Source organism: Cyclobacterium sp. 10D3-21 (assembly GCF_055809755.1).
The window spans coordinates 3,478,835-3,493,877 of sequence record NZ_CM147924.1; the positions used below are offsets into that span (position 1 = coordinate 3,478,835).

General features: G+C 38.1%; 12 protein-coding genes. 9 read left to right on the forward strand and 3 right to left on the reverse strand.

What is annotated here, in order from left to right; translation table 11 throughout:
• The first annotated feature begins 347 nt into the window (after nt 1-347).
• On the forward strand, nt 348-1,484 hold the full coding sequence (locus tag AC0L7T_RS13890; protein ID WP_473343259.1) for a sialidase family protein: 1,137 nt from the start codon (nt 348-350) through the stop codon (nt 1,482-1,484).
• 257 nt (nt 1,485-1,741) lie between these two features.
• Here AC0L7T_RS13890 and AC0L7T_RS13895 read toward each other — a convergent pair whose 3' ends face one another.
• Together AC0L7T_RS13895 and AC0L7T_RS13900 are read right to left on the reverse strand one after the other, a co-directional pair.
• On the reverse strand, nt 1,742-1,900 hold the full coding sequence (locus AC0L7T_RS13895) for a hypothetical protein (protein ID WP_473343260.1): 159 nt from the start codon (nt 1,898-1,900) through the stop codon (nt 1,742-1,744).
• A gap of 945 nt (nt 1,901-2,845) precedes the next feature.
• A complete protein-coding gene (locus AC0L7T_RS13900; RefSeq protein ID WP_473343261.1) occupies nt 2,846-3,742 on the reverse strand; it encodes a hypothetical protein in 897 nt (298 codons plus the stop codon).
• Nucleotides 3,743-4,104: 362 nt separating this feature from the next.
• Here AC0L7T_RS13900 and AC0L7T_RS13905 point away from each other — a divergent pair, with 362 nt between their 5' ends.
• The 8 genes from AC0L7T_RS13905 to AC0L7T_RS13940 all read left to right on the forward strand — a co-directional run bounded on the left by AC0L7T_RS13905 (nt 4,105) and on the right by AC0L7T_RS13940 (nt 14,488).
• Nucleotides 4,105-4,485, forward strand: a complete 381-nt coding sequence (locus AC0L7T_RS13905; protein WP_473343262.1) for a hypothetical protein — start codon at nt 4,105-4,107, stop codon at nt 4,483-4,485.
• A 552-nt stretch (nt 4,486-5,037) separates the two neighbouring features.
• The gene (locus tag AC0L7T_RS13910) at nt 5,038-7,176 is read left to right on the forward strand and encodes an N-6 DNA methylase (protein ID WP_473343263.1); all 2,139 of its coding nucleotides are present in this window, start codon (nt 5,038-5,040) and stop codon (nt 7,174-7,176) included.
• Nucleotides 7,169-8,563 (forward strand): restriction endonuclease subunit S, encoded by a 1,395-nt coding sequence (locus tag AC0L7T_RS13915; protein ID WP_473343264.1) that lies wholly within the window; start codon nt 7,169-7,171, stop codon nt 8,561-8,563. The genes AC0L7T_RS13910 and AC0L7T_RS13915 overlap by 8 nt, the downstream gene beginning before the upstream one ends.
• A gap of 33 nt (nt 8,564-8,596) precedes the next feature.
• Nucleotides 8,597-9,685 carry an AAA family ATPase gene (locus tag AC0L7T_RS13920; protein ID WP_473343265.1) on the forward strand — a complete coding sequence of 363 codons (1,089 nt, stop codon included), beginning with the start codon at nt 8,597-8,599 and terminating at the stop codon, nt 9,683-9,685.
• Nucleotides 9,685-10,329 (forward strand): DUF4276 family protein, encoded by a 645-nt coding sequence (locus AC0L7T_RS13925; RefSeq protein ID WP_473343266.1) that lies wholly within the window; start codon nt 9,685-9,687, stop codon nt 10,327-10,329. The genes AC0L7T_RS13920 and AC0L7T_RS13925 overlap by 1 nt, the downstream gene beginning before the upstream one ends.
• A gap of 98 nt (nt 10,330-10,427) precedes the next feature.
• Entirely contained in the window at nt 10,428-10,778 is a 351-nt protein-coding gene (locus AC0L7T_RS13930; protein WP_473343267.1) for a four helix bundle protein, read from the forward strand.
• Between the two features lie 30 nt (nt 10,779-10,808).
• The gene (locus tag AC0L7T_RS13935; RefSeq protein WP_473343268.1) at nt 10,809-11,321 is read left to right on the forward strand and encodes an ATP-binding protein; all 513 of its coding nucleotides are present in this window, start codon (nt 10,809-10,811) and stop codon (nt 11,319-11,321) included.
• Nucleotides 11,318-14,488 carry a type I restriction endonuclease subunit R gene (locus AC0L7T_RS13940; protein ID WP_473343269.1) on the forward strand — a complete coding sequence of 1,057 codons (3,171 nt, stop codon included), beginning with the start codon at nt 11,318-11,320 and terminating at the stop codon, nt 14,486-14,488. Before AC0L7T_RS13935 ends, AC0L7T_RS13940 begins: the two co-directional genes overlap by 4 nt.
• Nucleotides 14,489-14,732: 244 nt before the next feature.
• Here AC0L7T_RS13940 and AC0L7T_RS13945 read toward each other — a convergent pair whose 3' ends face one another.
• A complete protein-coding gene (locus AC0L7T_RS13945; RefSeq protein ID WP_473343270.1) occupies nt 14,733-14,978 on the reverse strand; it encodes a ribbon-helix-helix domain-containing protein in 246 nt (81 codons plus the stop codon).
• Nucleotides 14,979-15,043 lie beyond the last annotated feature (65 nt).

Genomic DNA, 15,043 nt, shown 5'->3' on the forward strand with positions numbered 1-15,043 from the left:
TTAATAGCGACTGTATTTAGACCTATCTTTATATTCAACAAGCCTATTCAAAAGATGCAAAATGAATGTTTTTGGTGAAACAGCTTGAATTAACATAAAAGGTAAAACCCTTTAAGTTGCTATTTTTTAATGAGTTATGTACTGTTTCTTAATCAGTATTTATATTATTCTCTTCTCTGTATAAAAAATAAAGAGATTATGGTTATTATTGATATTCAGTTGAGTGTAGTAGACTCAAAATCCTTTGGATAACAAATGCAGACGGCTAATGCTTAGCCAAAGGCTACTATTAAAATTGACTATTACCTATTTTGATCTCTTAATTTGTACCAATAAAATTTATTCTAGTGAGACAATCTGTATTTATCGCATTGCTTTTTATTATAGGTTCCTGTGCCAATCAAAAACCCAAAAATGAATTTTGGAACGATGGCAAGGAGGTTTTTGAGTTAAGTGAGATTTTTGCAGGGGAGCGATTTCCCAATGTGGTGACCGCTAAGGATGGTTCTATTGTAGCCACCTGGGGAAATAAAAGTTACCAGGTACGTAGGAGTGAGGATGGAGGAAAAAGCTGGGACCCAATAATTACGATAGCCGAGCCCGGTTTTCAAGGAGGAGGAGTCATCGTGGATGAGAACAGTGGAGATATTTTGGCATTTGTAGAAGAAGGTCATCCCATTTCCCCTTTTAAAATGTACAGGAGCAAAGACAATGGGAAAACATGGGCAGCTGAAGAAACGAGTATAATAGGAGACAAGAATGGAAATGTTCCTTCCATGCACATGAATGAACATGGCATTACCTTAGAATTCGGTGAAAAGAAAGGCAGATTGATTCGGGCAACCCGCAATTATGATGGCGGAAACAACAAGGAGTTTTGGCCCAACCATTATACCAATGCCATTTATAGTGATGATGCAGGGAAAACCTGGCACACAAGCGCCCCTTTCCCTGCCAATGGAACCGGTGAAGCCACGCTGACAGAACTTTCCGATGGAACGATCTACTACAATTCCCGCAGGCACTTGTCCACCGATGGCTTAAACCCAAGAATGAGACATATTGCGCACAGTACAGATGGGGGAGAGACCTGGGAAGGCCTATACGTAAGTGAAGAATTGCCTGATGGAGACCAAAGTGGGGATTATGGATTGATGGCAGGCTTAATTAGACTGCCAATCGAAGGGCATGATGTGTTGCTCTATAGCAATATAGTATCCAATGAAGGCAGAAACCACGGAACCGTCTGGGCCAGCTTCGATGGTGGCAAAACCTGGCCGGTAAACAAACTGGTAGAAGAAGGCAAGTTTGCCTATTCCTCCATGACAGCCGGAAGGGCCGGTACTCCAAGCGAAGGATTGATTTACCTATTCTTTGAAGGAGAAGGCGAAGACCCTAAAGGTTACTCAGGTAAAATGGCCATTTTCAACCTTGCCTGGCTTACGGATGGGAAAGATTGGGAGTCGTTTTTGAATAATTATTAATGGTTAATTGTTAATGATTCCATTAAATCCGGAAACCTTCCAGGTTTTATTGATCATCAGCCTGATGTTAAAATTAGGTGAGTGAAACCTGGAAGGTTTTATCTCTATTGGAACCAGCTGAATTAAGAAATTCGCTGCGGAATTAAGGTGTTAATTTTTAGATAACATAACACCCCTGTAATGGTGAGGTTTTTATGGTTTGGGGGGTAGGGAGCAGGTGGATTAGTTCATATAGAATTATTGTATTTACATTATTCTTATCCTTGTTGTTCCAGCCATTGCCGATTTTCTCCGGTAGTAAATGGGCGTTGCTCAATATATTCATTTTCAAAAATTGTTGTCATCACATACAGTTGGGTATCCGATATTTTCTGTTGAATGGCCTGATGATTCCCTCCATAAGGATCAAATTTCAATAATTTGGGAAAATATGATTCGGCTATTCGAATGAATTGATCAATATTTCCTTCAAAGAGTTAATTTAGCTTGTGAACAGGAATACCACGTACTTCTCGACTTGTATACACAATTTTAAAATTATCTGGGATAGATTGTCTTTCGTAGGTTTGGTAGTCGGTTTCAGTAAGTATACTTAAAAGCTGAAATTTAAGATCATCCTCACCTTCTAGAAAGTAGGTTTTTACAAAAAAGTTCTGACAGATATTCGTACCGATATCTACGATAAACCAGAAGTTTAAAACATGCTCTTTCATTATGTAATTAAGCTATTTGTAATAGCTATTTCGGTGAAAATAGTGTACACGAAAGTAATTCGTTCTAGTTATTTGATTTATGAGGCAAAGAAACTTTTGCACATTGAATAGAATACGTCGAATTTGATTGCTTCGTTTGCCATTAATAAATTATAAGTCTCATACCATAAGAGTAAACTATTGTTTACTGTGGATTAACCCTGGAAGCACATTGATAATAAAATGAATATTGCTAGCCTTCTCATGTAAAAATAAAGAAGATTGTGCAAGTACCCGTTAGCCGGAAGGTGTTTTAATAAACTAGGGTGAAACTACATAATAAAGTTCCTAATTGACTCCTGAAGAATAATGAATATGGCCTATTATGCGTCGATGTCAGTCAACAAAAAATACACGATCAAGCAATTAAAAAGCTTTTCTTTCGATTGATTCTTCCTTCAGTTTAATGAATTTTTTTGGTCTAACAATAATAAGCAACCAGAACCATACCATCGGTACCATTAAAAATTGATTTACTTAATCTATTAGATAAAGGTTACTGAAAAGCTCCTGCATGCTGTCTTTTCATTGCACAAGTTTAGTGGTTGATCTGTAATAACAAAAGATGTAGTTTAGAGAATGAATGTTTTTATTTCGAAACATTCATTATTATTCATTAGGATCATAAACACCTATACCATCACAAATAGGGCAGTCAACTTCACCATAACGACATTTATCAAGGCATCTACCTATATCATAATTAGACCAAGAATAACGTCTTCCACTTCCTTCACATTTTTCACACTCGATATCACCATCTCCCCAACAATAGTAACACATTCTATAACCTGCTTTTTTTAGCCAAGTTTTACCTTTTTTAAAATCCAATTTAGTACCTACTCCGTAGGCATACAATAATCCTAAAGGTCTATAACATTCACCTATTTTATTATTAGCACATTGATAAAATAATTTAAAACTTGCATTGTAATTTTTTAAAGCGTATTGTTCCATTCCTTTATCGTAAACCGATTTTACAGTTTTATTCAAATTATTGCTATTTTCTTTTTTTTGATCCACTTTTTCATAATTAAGAGGGGAATGGGAATAATAAATGTCTTTTTTGTGAGCATTACTCTTTATAAAAGATATGAATGAAGATCTTGAATTAATATCAAAACTATAATTATCTTTAATATATCCCATATTCATCATGTATAGTGATACTCCGTATTTATATTTTTCTATTTTTAAAATTATAAATTCATCGGTATCTGGAAGTTTAATACTTATAAAATCATAAAAAACTCCATTGGGGTTTCTAATTTGGGTGAAATATACTACTCCATTCTTCCATATATTACTTGTTCCCTTGGACATATATTTTAAAACTCCCTTTTCTTGATACAATTTATGTTCACTCGAATCATCACCTGAATTCCAATTTCCCAAAATATAGTTTGGGAAATTAGAGTTATTATAAGAGAGTGGAAAAGGAAATAAGCAACTTGATAGGCTTAGAAATACAAAGACAATTATTAATTCTTTATAGATTGTTTTCATGTCTAATTAATATTTTCTTGAATATTAAGTTTTCATAAATTAAAAAAAAATAATTTTTTATTCTAATATATGAATTTGAATTTTATTTTTTTTAATTTAAACAAAATTATTCATGGGATAAATAATTTAATAAATTCTTTGTACGGATAAGTTGATTTTACCACCATCCTTGGTAAAAGATTTTAATAATATATTCTTTCATTTTAAAACTGTTGGACTTGTAGGTGTTGTAGTTGATGTAATGTTGAAATCCTTAACCAAAAGGTGTATATGGCAGTCTTGAGTTCTGTAATTTTACAGGGTTATTCACTTCAGGAAATGAAAGTTATCGGGTTCGAAGGAATAAAGATGGGGGAGAGACCTTGGAAGGCCTTTACGTCAGTGAAGAATTACCTGATGGAGACCAAAGCGGTGATTATGGGTTGATGGCATGCTTGATTAGGCTGCCAATCGAAGGGCATGATGTGTTGCTCTATAGCAATATAGTATCCAATGAAGGCAGAAACCACGGAACCGTCTGGGCCAGCTTCGATGGTGGCAAAACCTGGCCGGTAAACAAGTTGGTAGAGGAGGGCAAGTTTGCCTATTCCTCCATGACCGTCGGAAGAGCAGGTACCCCAAGCGAAGGATTGATTTACCTATTCTTTGAAGGAGAAGGCGAAGATCCCAAAGGCTACTCAGGTAAAATGGCCATTTTCAACCTTGCATGGCTTTTAGATGGTAAGGATTGGGAGGAGTTTTAGGACAATTGACAATTATTAATTGTTAATGGTTAATTGTTAATGATTACGTTAAATCCGGAAACCTTCCAGGTTTTATTGATCATCAGCCTGATGTTAAAATTAGGTGTATGAAACCTGGAAGGTTTTATCTCTATTGTAACCAACTGAATAAAGAAATTGGCTGCGGAATTTAGGCGTTAGTTTTAGATTTCATAACAGCCCTGTAATGGTGAGGTTTTTATGGTTTGGGGTGAGCCCTTGGATTGGTAATTGAATGTTTAATGATTTTGTTCGCATTTTTGCTTTTTTTAAACTTCAATCCGGACAAAATCGCCCACTTGATACATGATTCCGCATTTTTTTCTGATTGAATGATGATTTTGCTGGTATATTGTCAAATACTTTTGATTTTAGGTAGAATACGATGCCTATAGAGCATTAAATCCTTGCCAAGTTTTATATCTTTAGGGAAGAGAAAGAAGTCGGAGATTTTTTTAATCCGGTGGTAAACGCTTGATGTAATAAAGTCTGCTATTGTATCAATATTCTATTACTTAATAATTAATTGCATTAATGGCCAAAAAACAGCCCAAAAAGAATCAAAAATCCATGGAGGAAACCCTCTGGGATTCAGCCAATAAATTAAGAGGAACGGTAGAAAGTTCTGAATACAAACACGTAGTACTGGGTTTAATCTTCCTGAAGTTTGCTTCAGACAAGTTTGAAGAACGTAGGACTGAATTGATTGCTGAGGGTAAGGAGAAATACCTTGAGATGAGGGAATTCTACAATATGAAGAATGTCTTCTTTCTCGCTCCCGAAAGCCGTTGGTCGCATGTGATCGGACATTCTAAGCAGGATGATATCGCACTGATAGTAGATACCGCCTTGCATACCATAGAGAAAAACAATCCTTCATTGAAAGGTGCTTTACCGGACAATTACTTTTCCCGACTGAATCTGGATCCCAGCAAATTGGCTGCCCTTCTGGATACGGTGAACAATATCGATACGGTAGGTGATGAAGAAGAAGATGTGGTAGGTAGGATTTACGAGTATTTTCTAGGTCGCTTTGCTGCTGCTGAAGGTAAGGGAGGTGGAGAATTCTATACACCCAAAAGTATTGTAAACCTGATTGCTGAAATGCTGGAACCCTACAAAGGAAAGATCTATGATCCAGCTTGCGGTTCCGGTGGGATGTTTGTTCAGTCTGTACAATTTGTCAAGAGCCATCAGGGCAATACCAGAGATATTTCCATCTATGGACAGGAATACACTGCTGTGACCTATAAATTGGCCAAAATGAATCTGGCTATCCGTGGGATTTCTGCCAATCTTGGTGATGTGCCTGCTGATACTTTCTTCAAAGATCAGCATCCTGATCTCAAGGCTGATTACATTATGGCCAATCCTCCCTTCAACCAAAGTCAATGGAGGGAAAAAAGCGAACTGGAGGATGATTTACGCTGGGCAGGATTCACTACTCCTCCGGCAGGTAATGCCAACTATGCCTGGATTTTGCATATGCTAAGCAAACTTTCCGAGAATGGAACAGCAGGTTTTGTTCTGGCCAATGGCTCTATGAGCAGCAATACCTCAGGAGAAGGAGATATCCGTAGGGAACTGATCGAAAAAGACATGGTGGACTGTATGATTGCCTTGCCGGGGCAATTGTTCTACACTACCCAAATACCTGTTTGTCTCTGGTTTATAACTAAAAACAAAACAAGACGTCCTCACCCAGAAGATCCAACAAAAGAATTCCGCGATAGAAGAGGAGAGACCCTATTCATAGATGCCCGTCAACTCGGCTCCATGATCGACCGCACCCAAAAAGAACTCACCAAAGAAGACATATCCCAAATCGCCAACACCTACCACACCTGGCGCAACCACGTCCCTCCAAGCACGAACCAGATGGCCAAAGGCCAATCTGCCCAAAGCTCCCCTCCTTCACAAGGAGGGGTGGCCGAAGGCCGGGGTGGTTATAAAATAAACAACCTTCCCCACCTAAAAACCTTCAGAAAAGAACTTAGAAACAACCTAACTCCGGCTGAAGCCAGCTTGTGGACACTACTGCAAAATAAAAAACTGGAAGGTAGAAAATTCAGAAGACAGCATAGTGTGGGGAATTACATACTGGATTTTTATTGTCCTTCAGAAAAACTGGCCATAGAATTAGATGGGCAGGGACATTTCAATGTGGTTCAAGAAGAATATGATCGAGAGCGGGATTTGTTTATAAATGCCTTTGGTATCAAAGTCCTGCGTTTCGAGAATAAAGAAGTTTTCGAGAATACAGACTCAGTTTTAAATGCCATTAAAGCGGAGTTTGGCTGGTTTAAAAACCACCATGGCTTGGAGGCAAAGCAGGAAGATTTAGAAAAGAACCACCCCGCCTTGCAGGCACCCCGGGAAGATCTAGAAAAGAACCACCCCGCCTTGCAGGCACCCCTCCTTGGAAAGGAGGGGAACTACAGGTACGAAGACATCCCGGGCTACTGCAAATCCTCCACACTTTCCGAGATCCAAGCCAACGACTACGTTCTGACTCCTGGGCGTTATGTAGGGGTGGCTGAGGAAGAAGACGATGGGGTTCACTTCGAGGATAAAATGACGGAGCTGACGGCTGTACTCAAAGAGCAAATGGCTCAAGCTAAGCATATGGATCAAGCTATTTTGGAGAATTTAAAAGCTTTGGGGTATGAGTGAGTGGAAGGAGTTTTATCTCATAAAAGTTTGTGAGAAAATAGGAAGTGGAGCTACACCAAGAGGTGGTAAAGAAGCATATAAGGATTCTGGTATTTCCCTCATTAGAAGTCAGAACGTTCATGACTTTAGATTCAGCAAAGATGGACTTGTTTTTATTGATACGGATCAAGCAAATAAATTAAAAAACGTTATTGTTAAGGAAAATGATGTTTTAATAAATATTACTGGTGATTCTGTTGGTAGAGTTTGTTCTGCTCCAAAAGAATTTATTCCTGCTAGAGTAAATCAGCATGTTGCAATAATAAGACCGAAAAAAGAAAATCTTGATTGGGAATATTTGAAGTATTTTCTGCTATCACCTTATCAAAAATCATATTTATTAACGCTTTCCTCATCTGGTGCAACAAGAAATGCGCTTACAAAAGGAATGCTTGAGAATTTTAAAATCAATCTTCCCCCTCTACCCGAACAAAAAGCCATAGCCCATATTTTAGGCACCTTAGATGATAAGATTGAGCTAAACAGGAAGATGAACCAAACCCTGGAAGCCATGGCGCAAGCTTTATTTAAAAGCTGGTTTGTGGACTTTGATCCGGTGATGGACAATGCCTTGGCAGCAGGCAATGATATTCCCGAGGAATTGCAGGCAATGGCGGAGAAACGAGCATTAGTCCCACATTCAAAGAAACTAATCTCAAAATCCCCTAAGCTTGCCAAAGAGTTTCCTTCTTCCTTTGGATATAATGAGACGCTGGGGAAGTGGATTCCTGAGGGGTGGGAGGTGAAGAAGTTAGAGAATATTTCCCCTTGTAACAAAAACTCTTGGACAAATAAGAATGCACCCAAAAAAGTCAACTATGTAGATTTATCTAACACAAAGAACGGTGATATTTTGGAAACCACCATTTATAGTTATGAAGAAGCACCAAGTAGAGCAAAACGAATATTAAAAATAGGAGATACGATTTTCGGTACAGTTAGACCGGGTAATAGAAGTTTTGCATATGTTGGCAAAGATGGATTAACAGGTAGTACTGGCTTTGCTGTTCTATCTCCATTAAAAAAAGAATACCGCGCATTTACTTATTTGTTTACAACTCAAGAAGAAAGAATAGAAAGGTATGCACATTTGGCTGATGGTGCAGCATACCCCGCTATTAATTCAAGTACAATTGCTGAATCATTTATAGTTTGTTCAGGCGATAAACTACTATCAAAATTCGAAAATTTAGCAGGATCCAACATTTCAAAAATGATTTCAAATAAAAAAGAATCTGAAACCCTCACTAAACTTCGAGATAGGTTATTGCCGGAATTGATTAGTGGGAAGGTGAGAGTTGGTGAAATGTCCATAAATACAGAAAGTAAGATTTCAATACAAAAATGAAAATCATTTTATAAAGAATGTTATCTTGTCATTATGATTACTAGAATTGAAATAGAAGGGTACAAAAGCATTAAGTCGTTAAAAATTGACCTGAAGCCCATCAATATACTTTTGGGGGCAAATGGAGTTGGGAAAAGTAACTTCATTTCAATTTTTTCCCTGATTAGAAATATTTACAATCAGAACTTTCAAAATTACGTTCAGAAAAAGGGTGGACCAGATAGTTTGCTTCACTTTGGAAGGAAGGTTACTCCTGTGATTGATATAAATTTATATTTTAAAAGCCAGGGAGGTCATGAAAATAAATTTTCTTTAGAAATAGAAGAAGGTCATAACAATTTATTTATAAGGTCTGTAAATACTGCATATAAACCTATAAAAAACTGGTATACTAAGGAGTATGAAAAGAATGTTCTGGAATCTAAATTTTCTGAAATAAGAGAAAGCCAAGCCTTCTACGTAAATAATCGATTGAAGGAGTTTGATGTGTACCATTTCCACGACACTAGCGATACTTCCCCGATAAAGGGAATGGGCAATCTTAATGACAATCATTACCTAAAACGTGACGGTTCTAACCTAGCAGCATTTCTTTATTATTTAAAAGAAAAAGAGCCAAAGCATTTCAAAAGAATCGAGTTAATGGTCAGATCAATTGCCCCATTTTTTGACCGATTTGATTTGGGACCAAACTTATTAAATGAAAATAAGATTGAATTGGAATGGCGAGAAAAGGGGTATCCAGAAAACTATTTCAACGCATATCACCTCTCTGACGGAACGCTACGTTTTATTTGCTTAACCGCATTATTGATGCAGCCGAATCCGCCAGGTACAATAATAATTGATGAGCCAGAATTGGGATTACATCCTGTTGCGATCAATAAACTGGCTGCCATGGTGCGTAAAGTTTCAGAAAAAGCACAAGTAATAATATCAACCCAATCCACCAATCTAATTGATAATTTCGAACCTGAGGACATAATTGTTACAGACCGTGAGGAAAATGGATCAGCCTTTCGGAGGTTAAGAAATGAAGAGCTTTCCGCTTGGTTGGAAGAATACACTTTAGGAGATCTATGGGGGCAAAATAAGTTAGGAGCACAACCTTATAGTATCTGATGAAGAGATTAGTATTTATTGTTGAAGGTAACACTGAAATTATATTGGTTGAAAAAATAATTGTCCCTTACTTGATTGGGTTAGGATTTACAAATTCCATGCATGCTCAAACTATTACTACAAATAGAAAGCAGCATAAAAAAGGAGGAGTCACTGAATATTCAAAATTCAGAAATGAAGTTGATCGAACTTTTAGACAACAGAATGTAATTATTACTACACTTATAGATTTTTTTAGATTACCAACTGACTTCCCTAAGCATACTTTTGATTCTAATAGGATTGAGCAAATTGAACGTGCTATACATGAGGATTTTGAAGATAACCCAGATTTCATACCATATATCCAAAGGCATGAGTTGGAAGCTTTGATGTTTTCTGGTCGAGATGGCTTTGATTTAGTGATTGATGATCAAGAAAAATTAGAACAAATTGATCAAATCTTAGAAAGTTACGACAATCCTGAAGACATTAATAATAGCCCGCAGACTGCGCCATCAAAGAGGCTAATCAAAATTTTCGGCTACGACAAAACAGGAGATGGTGAACTTATTTTTGACATGCTTGGAATAGAGCGAATGCTTAAAAAATGTCCAAGATTCGCAGAATGGATTGGTAAAATCGTGAATAAATTATCTGAATGAAATTCACCGAATCTCAACTTGAACAAGCCTTTATCTCGCTTTTGGAAGCGCAGGGATATAGATTAATTGTTAATGGTTAATTATTAATGGTTAACGATATGAGAGAGAATGTTGTAAAGGATAAAAGTTTTGGGTTTGCGATTAGAGTGGTTAGGATTTATCAGTTTCTATGTGATCAAAAAAAAGAGTATGTGCTTTCAAAACAACTGCTGAAAAGTGGAACTTCGGTAGGAGCAATGGTTCGAGAAGCTGAACATGCAGAAACAAAGAACGGTTTTAAACATAAAATGGGCATTGCCCAAAAAGAAATAAACGAAACCATTTACTGGCTTGAATTACTGCATAAAACAGATTATTTGACCTTAGACCAATTTGAAAGTATGAACTCAGATGCAGTCGAAATAATCAAAATCATCACAGCCATATTAAAATCTGCAAAAGCCCATTAACCATTGAACATTTATAATTAACCATTACAAATGAAGTTTACCGAATCCCAACTTGAACAGGCCTTTATCTCGCTTTTAAAGCGAAGGGGAGTCTCCTGGGTTTCAAGTCTAAAAGAGGAGCATAATTCCCGACCTAGGAATCCGAAAATTGCCGATGCTTGCTTTAAATCAGGCTATATCGATGCTTGGGGAAGAGGAACGTTGAGGATTATTAGTGCTTGTGCAGAAGCCGAGCTACCGGAACCCGAGATTATAGAAAAAGACGGAGGTGTTCAAGTGACTTTATTTAAACCAGATGGTGGTCAAGTAGGTGGTCGAGCAGGTGGTCAAGTAGGTGGTCAAGTAGATAATTTGACAGCAAGACAAAGAGAGGTATTTGAACTTATTGTTTCAAATCCTACAATATCTAGGAAAGGGTTAGCTGAAAAATTAAGAATTAATGAATCAGCTGTTCAAAAACATACAGATGCACTTAAGAAGAAAGAATTTATAGAAAGAGAAGGAGAAACAACAGGTCATTGGAAAATAATTTACACCAAATGAAATTCACTGAATCCCAACTTGAACAGGCCTTTATCTCGCTTTTAGAAGCGCAGGGTTATCCTTATGTGCAAGGGGATGCGCTTGTACGTGGAAAGGAAGAGGTGTTGTTACGTGATGATTTGCAGGCTTTTCTACAGGATTCTTATGCAGCGCAAAAGATTACTCCTGCGGAAATCTTTGGGATCATTCGTGAATTGGAAAAACTACCAGCCTCTGATCTCTATGAGAGCAATAAAACGGTAATGAATTGGGTTCGTGATGGTTTTCTGCTTAAGCGGGAAGATCATAACAAGAAAGATATATTTATCTCTTTGATCAATTACGCCGAACCTGAGAAAAACATATTTAAAATCGTCAATCAGCTTGAAATTCAAGGGTTTGAAAAGCGAATTCCAGATGGGATACTCTATGTAAATGGCTTACCACTAGTGGTTTTTGAGTTTAAGTCAGCCATAAGGGAGGAAGCTTTCTTGCATTCCGCCTATGTTCAGTTGACTACTAGATACGAACGAGATATTCCAGACCTATTCAAGTACAATGCCTTTTGCGTTATCGGTGACGGTGTGAATACCAAGGCGGGGAGTTTCTTTGCTCCTTATGAGTTCTTCTATTCCTGGAGGAAGATCGCAGGTTTGGATAAAGAAATCGATCCACAGTCCGGACTTTCTACCAAAGTGCATGGGATAGACTCCATGTACACGTTGATCCAGGGTATGTTGGACAAGCACCGATTTTGTGACATTGTTCATAATTTCATTTATCTACCGGATAGTTCCAGGAAGGATGAGAAGATCCTCTGTCGTTATCCTCAGTATTATGCGGCTACCAAACTTTTTGAGAACATCAAACAGCATCAGCTTCCTCATGGGGACGGCAAGGGCGGAACTTACTTTGGAGCCACAGGATGTGGGAAGAGCTTTACCATGCTGTTCCTTACCCGTTTACTGATGAAGAGTGTGGATTTTGCTAGTCCTACCATTGTGCTGATTACGGACCGCATGGACCTGGACGATCAATTAAGTGCACAATTTACCAATGCCAAGGACTTCATAGGAGACAATGTGATCAAGTCGGTAGTAAGTAGGGCTGATCTCAGGGAGGAACTAAAGGGAAGAAACTCCGGAGGAGTTTTTCTAACCACAATTCACAAGTTCAATGAGGATACCGAATTGCTTACGGAGCGGAGCAATGTGATTTGTATTTCAGACGAGGCCCACCGTAGCCAGACAAATCTGGATCAGAAAGTCCGTGTTACGGATCAAGGAGTGAAGAAGAGCTTTGGTTTTGCGAAGCATCTACACGATTCCTTGCCCAATGCCACTTATGTGGGGTTTACCGGCACACCAATAGATGCTACTATGGATGTTTTTGGGGATATAGTAGATACCTATACCATGACCGAATCGGTAATGGATGAGATTACAGTTAGGATAGTCTATGAAGGGAGGGCGGCGAAAGTATTGCTTGAAAACCATAAGCTTCAGGAAATAGAGGCCTATTACAACAAGGTCGCTAAAGAAGGAGCGAATGAATACCAGATCGATGAAAGCAAGCGCCAGATCAGCCAGATGCGAACGATTTTGGGAGATCCCGGACGAATTGAAGCCATTGCAAAGGATTTTGTAAATCACTACGAAACTAGAGTAGAAGAAGGAAGTACTCTTCTTGGTAAAGCGATGTTTGTTTGTAGCACCCGTGAGATTGCCTATATGCTTTATCAGGAAATTATTGGCTTGAGACCTGCTTGGGCGGAGGTTTTGGTAGCAGAACAGGGCGTGGAGTTGACTGAAAAAGATCAGAGAGAACTTAAGCCCATGGCTCGGGTAAATATGGTGATGACTCGGAGCAAGGATGATGTGAAAGAGCTGTGGGATACTTTGGGGACTCAGGAATACAGAAAGGAATTGGACCGGCAGTTTAAAAATGCCAAGAGTAACTTCAAGATAGCCATTGTGGTGGACATGTGGTTGACGGGTTTTGATGTGCCTTTTTTGGATACCATGTACATAGACAAACCCATACAGGAACACAGTTTGATTCAGACGATTTCCAGGGTTAACCGGAAGTTTGAAGGAAAGTCAAAAGGCCTGGTGGTGGATTACATAGGAATCAAAAAGCAGATGAACCTGGCGCTGAAGCAATACTCCACGATGGATAGCCAAAACTTCGAGGATATTGAGCAGTCCATTGTAGTGGTGAAAGACCATATGGATTTATTGGAAGCTATATTTCATAAATTTGACTACAGCAATTACTTCAATGGTTCTCCATTGGAGCAATTAAATACGCTCAATATGGCCGCTGAATTTGTGCAGTTGACCAAGCAATTGGAAAAGCGCTTTATGAATTTAGTGAAACGTATGAAGGCAGCCTATGATATTTGCTCAGGTAGTGCGGCCTTTAGCAATGCTGAGAAAGATAAGATTCATTTTTTTATAGCGGTCAGGTCCATCGTATTTAAATTGACCAAAGGCGAGGTTCCCGATACCGATCAGATGAATGCCAAAGTTCGAGAGATGATTCATGAGGCCATTTTAAGTGAAGGCGTAGAGGAGATCTTCAAGCTTGGAGAAGATGATAAAAAGCAGGTGGATATTTTTGAAGCTGATTACCTGGCCAAGATCGATAAAATCAAATTGCCTCATACAAAGATCAAATTGCTGCAAAAGCTTTTGGCGAAAGCCATAGATGAGTTTAAGCAGATCAATAAGGTAAAAGGCGTCGATTTCTCTAAAAAGATGCAGCATTTGGTGGAGAAATACAATGAACGCAAAGAAGCTGATGTGCTTCAAAGTGAAGTATTGGAAGACTTTACCAACGAAATCATAGACCTGTATTATGCCATGAAAAAGGAGAAAGATTCTTATGCAGAATTAGGGATAGATTTCGAGGAAAAGGCTTTTTATGATATACTGAAAGAATTGGCGGTAAAGTATGACTTTGTTTATCCTGAGGACAAGTTGATTCACTTGGCGCAGTTGGTAAAAGATGTGGTAGATGACAAAGCAAAATACACAGATTGGAGCAAGCGGGACGACATCAAGGCCGAATTGAAAGTAGACCTGATAATATTATTGGCCGAAAATGATTATCCTCCTGTGGACAGGGATGAGGTGTATAAAGAGATTTTTGAGCAAGCCGAGAACTTTAAGAAGTATCAGATGTGAGTAAATTTTGGGTATTGTGAAGTTAAGAACAGTTTACGGGGTTCATTTTAACAATTGTCTTCCATTGCTTCAGTAGTAAAAACAATCTCAAATATCATAAGCCAAGAAATTCCTTCAATTGATCATCTGTTAACTTAGTAGTTTTTCCCTCATTGTAGGACTGAATACTTTTTGCCAAAAACTGCTTTACCAAAAAGATAAATTTGAATAAGGTCTTCTTCTGCTTGGCGGGTAAGAATACAATTCATTGGCCATTTTTTACGCTTTGTTTAGCCTCTGCAAGAATTTCAGCCATAGATTTATTGGATAGGCCACTATTTTCACCCTTTATAAGCTCATTCCTTAACCATAATCGCTCTTCTTCTTGTTCTCTTTGTCTACGAATTAGATCGTTGATCAATTCACTTTTACTGGAGAATTCATTTTCTTCAATTTTTTGTTTCATCCAACGATCGTTCGGTTCATTAACCGAGATAGTTTGTCTGGCCATTATTTGTGTGTTTATGGTGTAATAATACACCATATTTAACGAGTGAATAATGCATCTTGTTTATT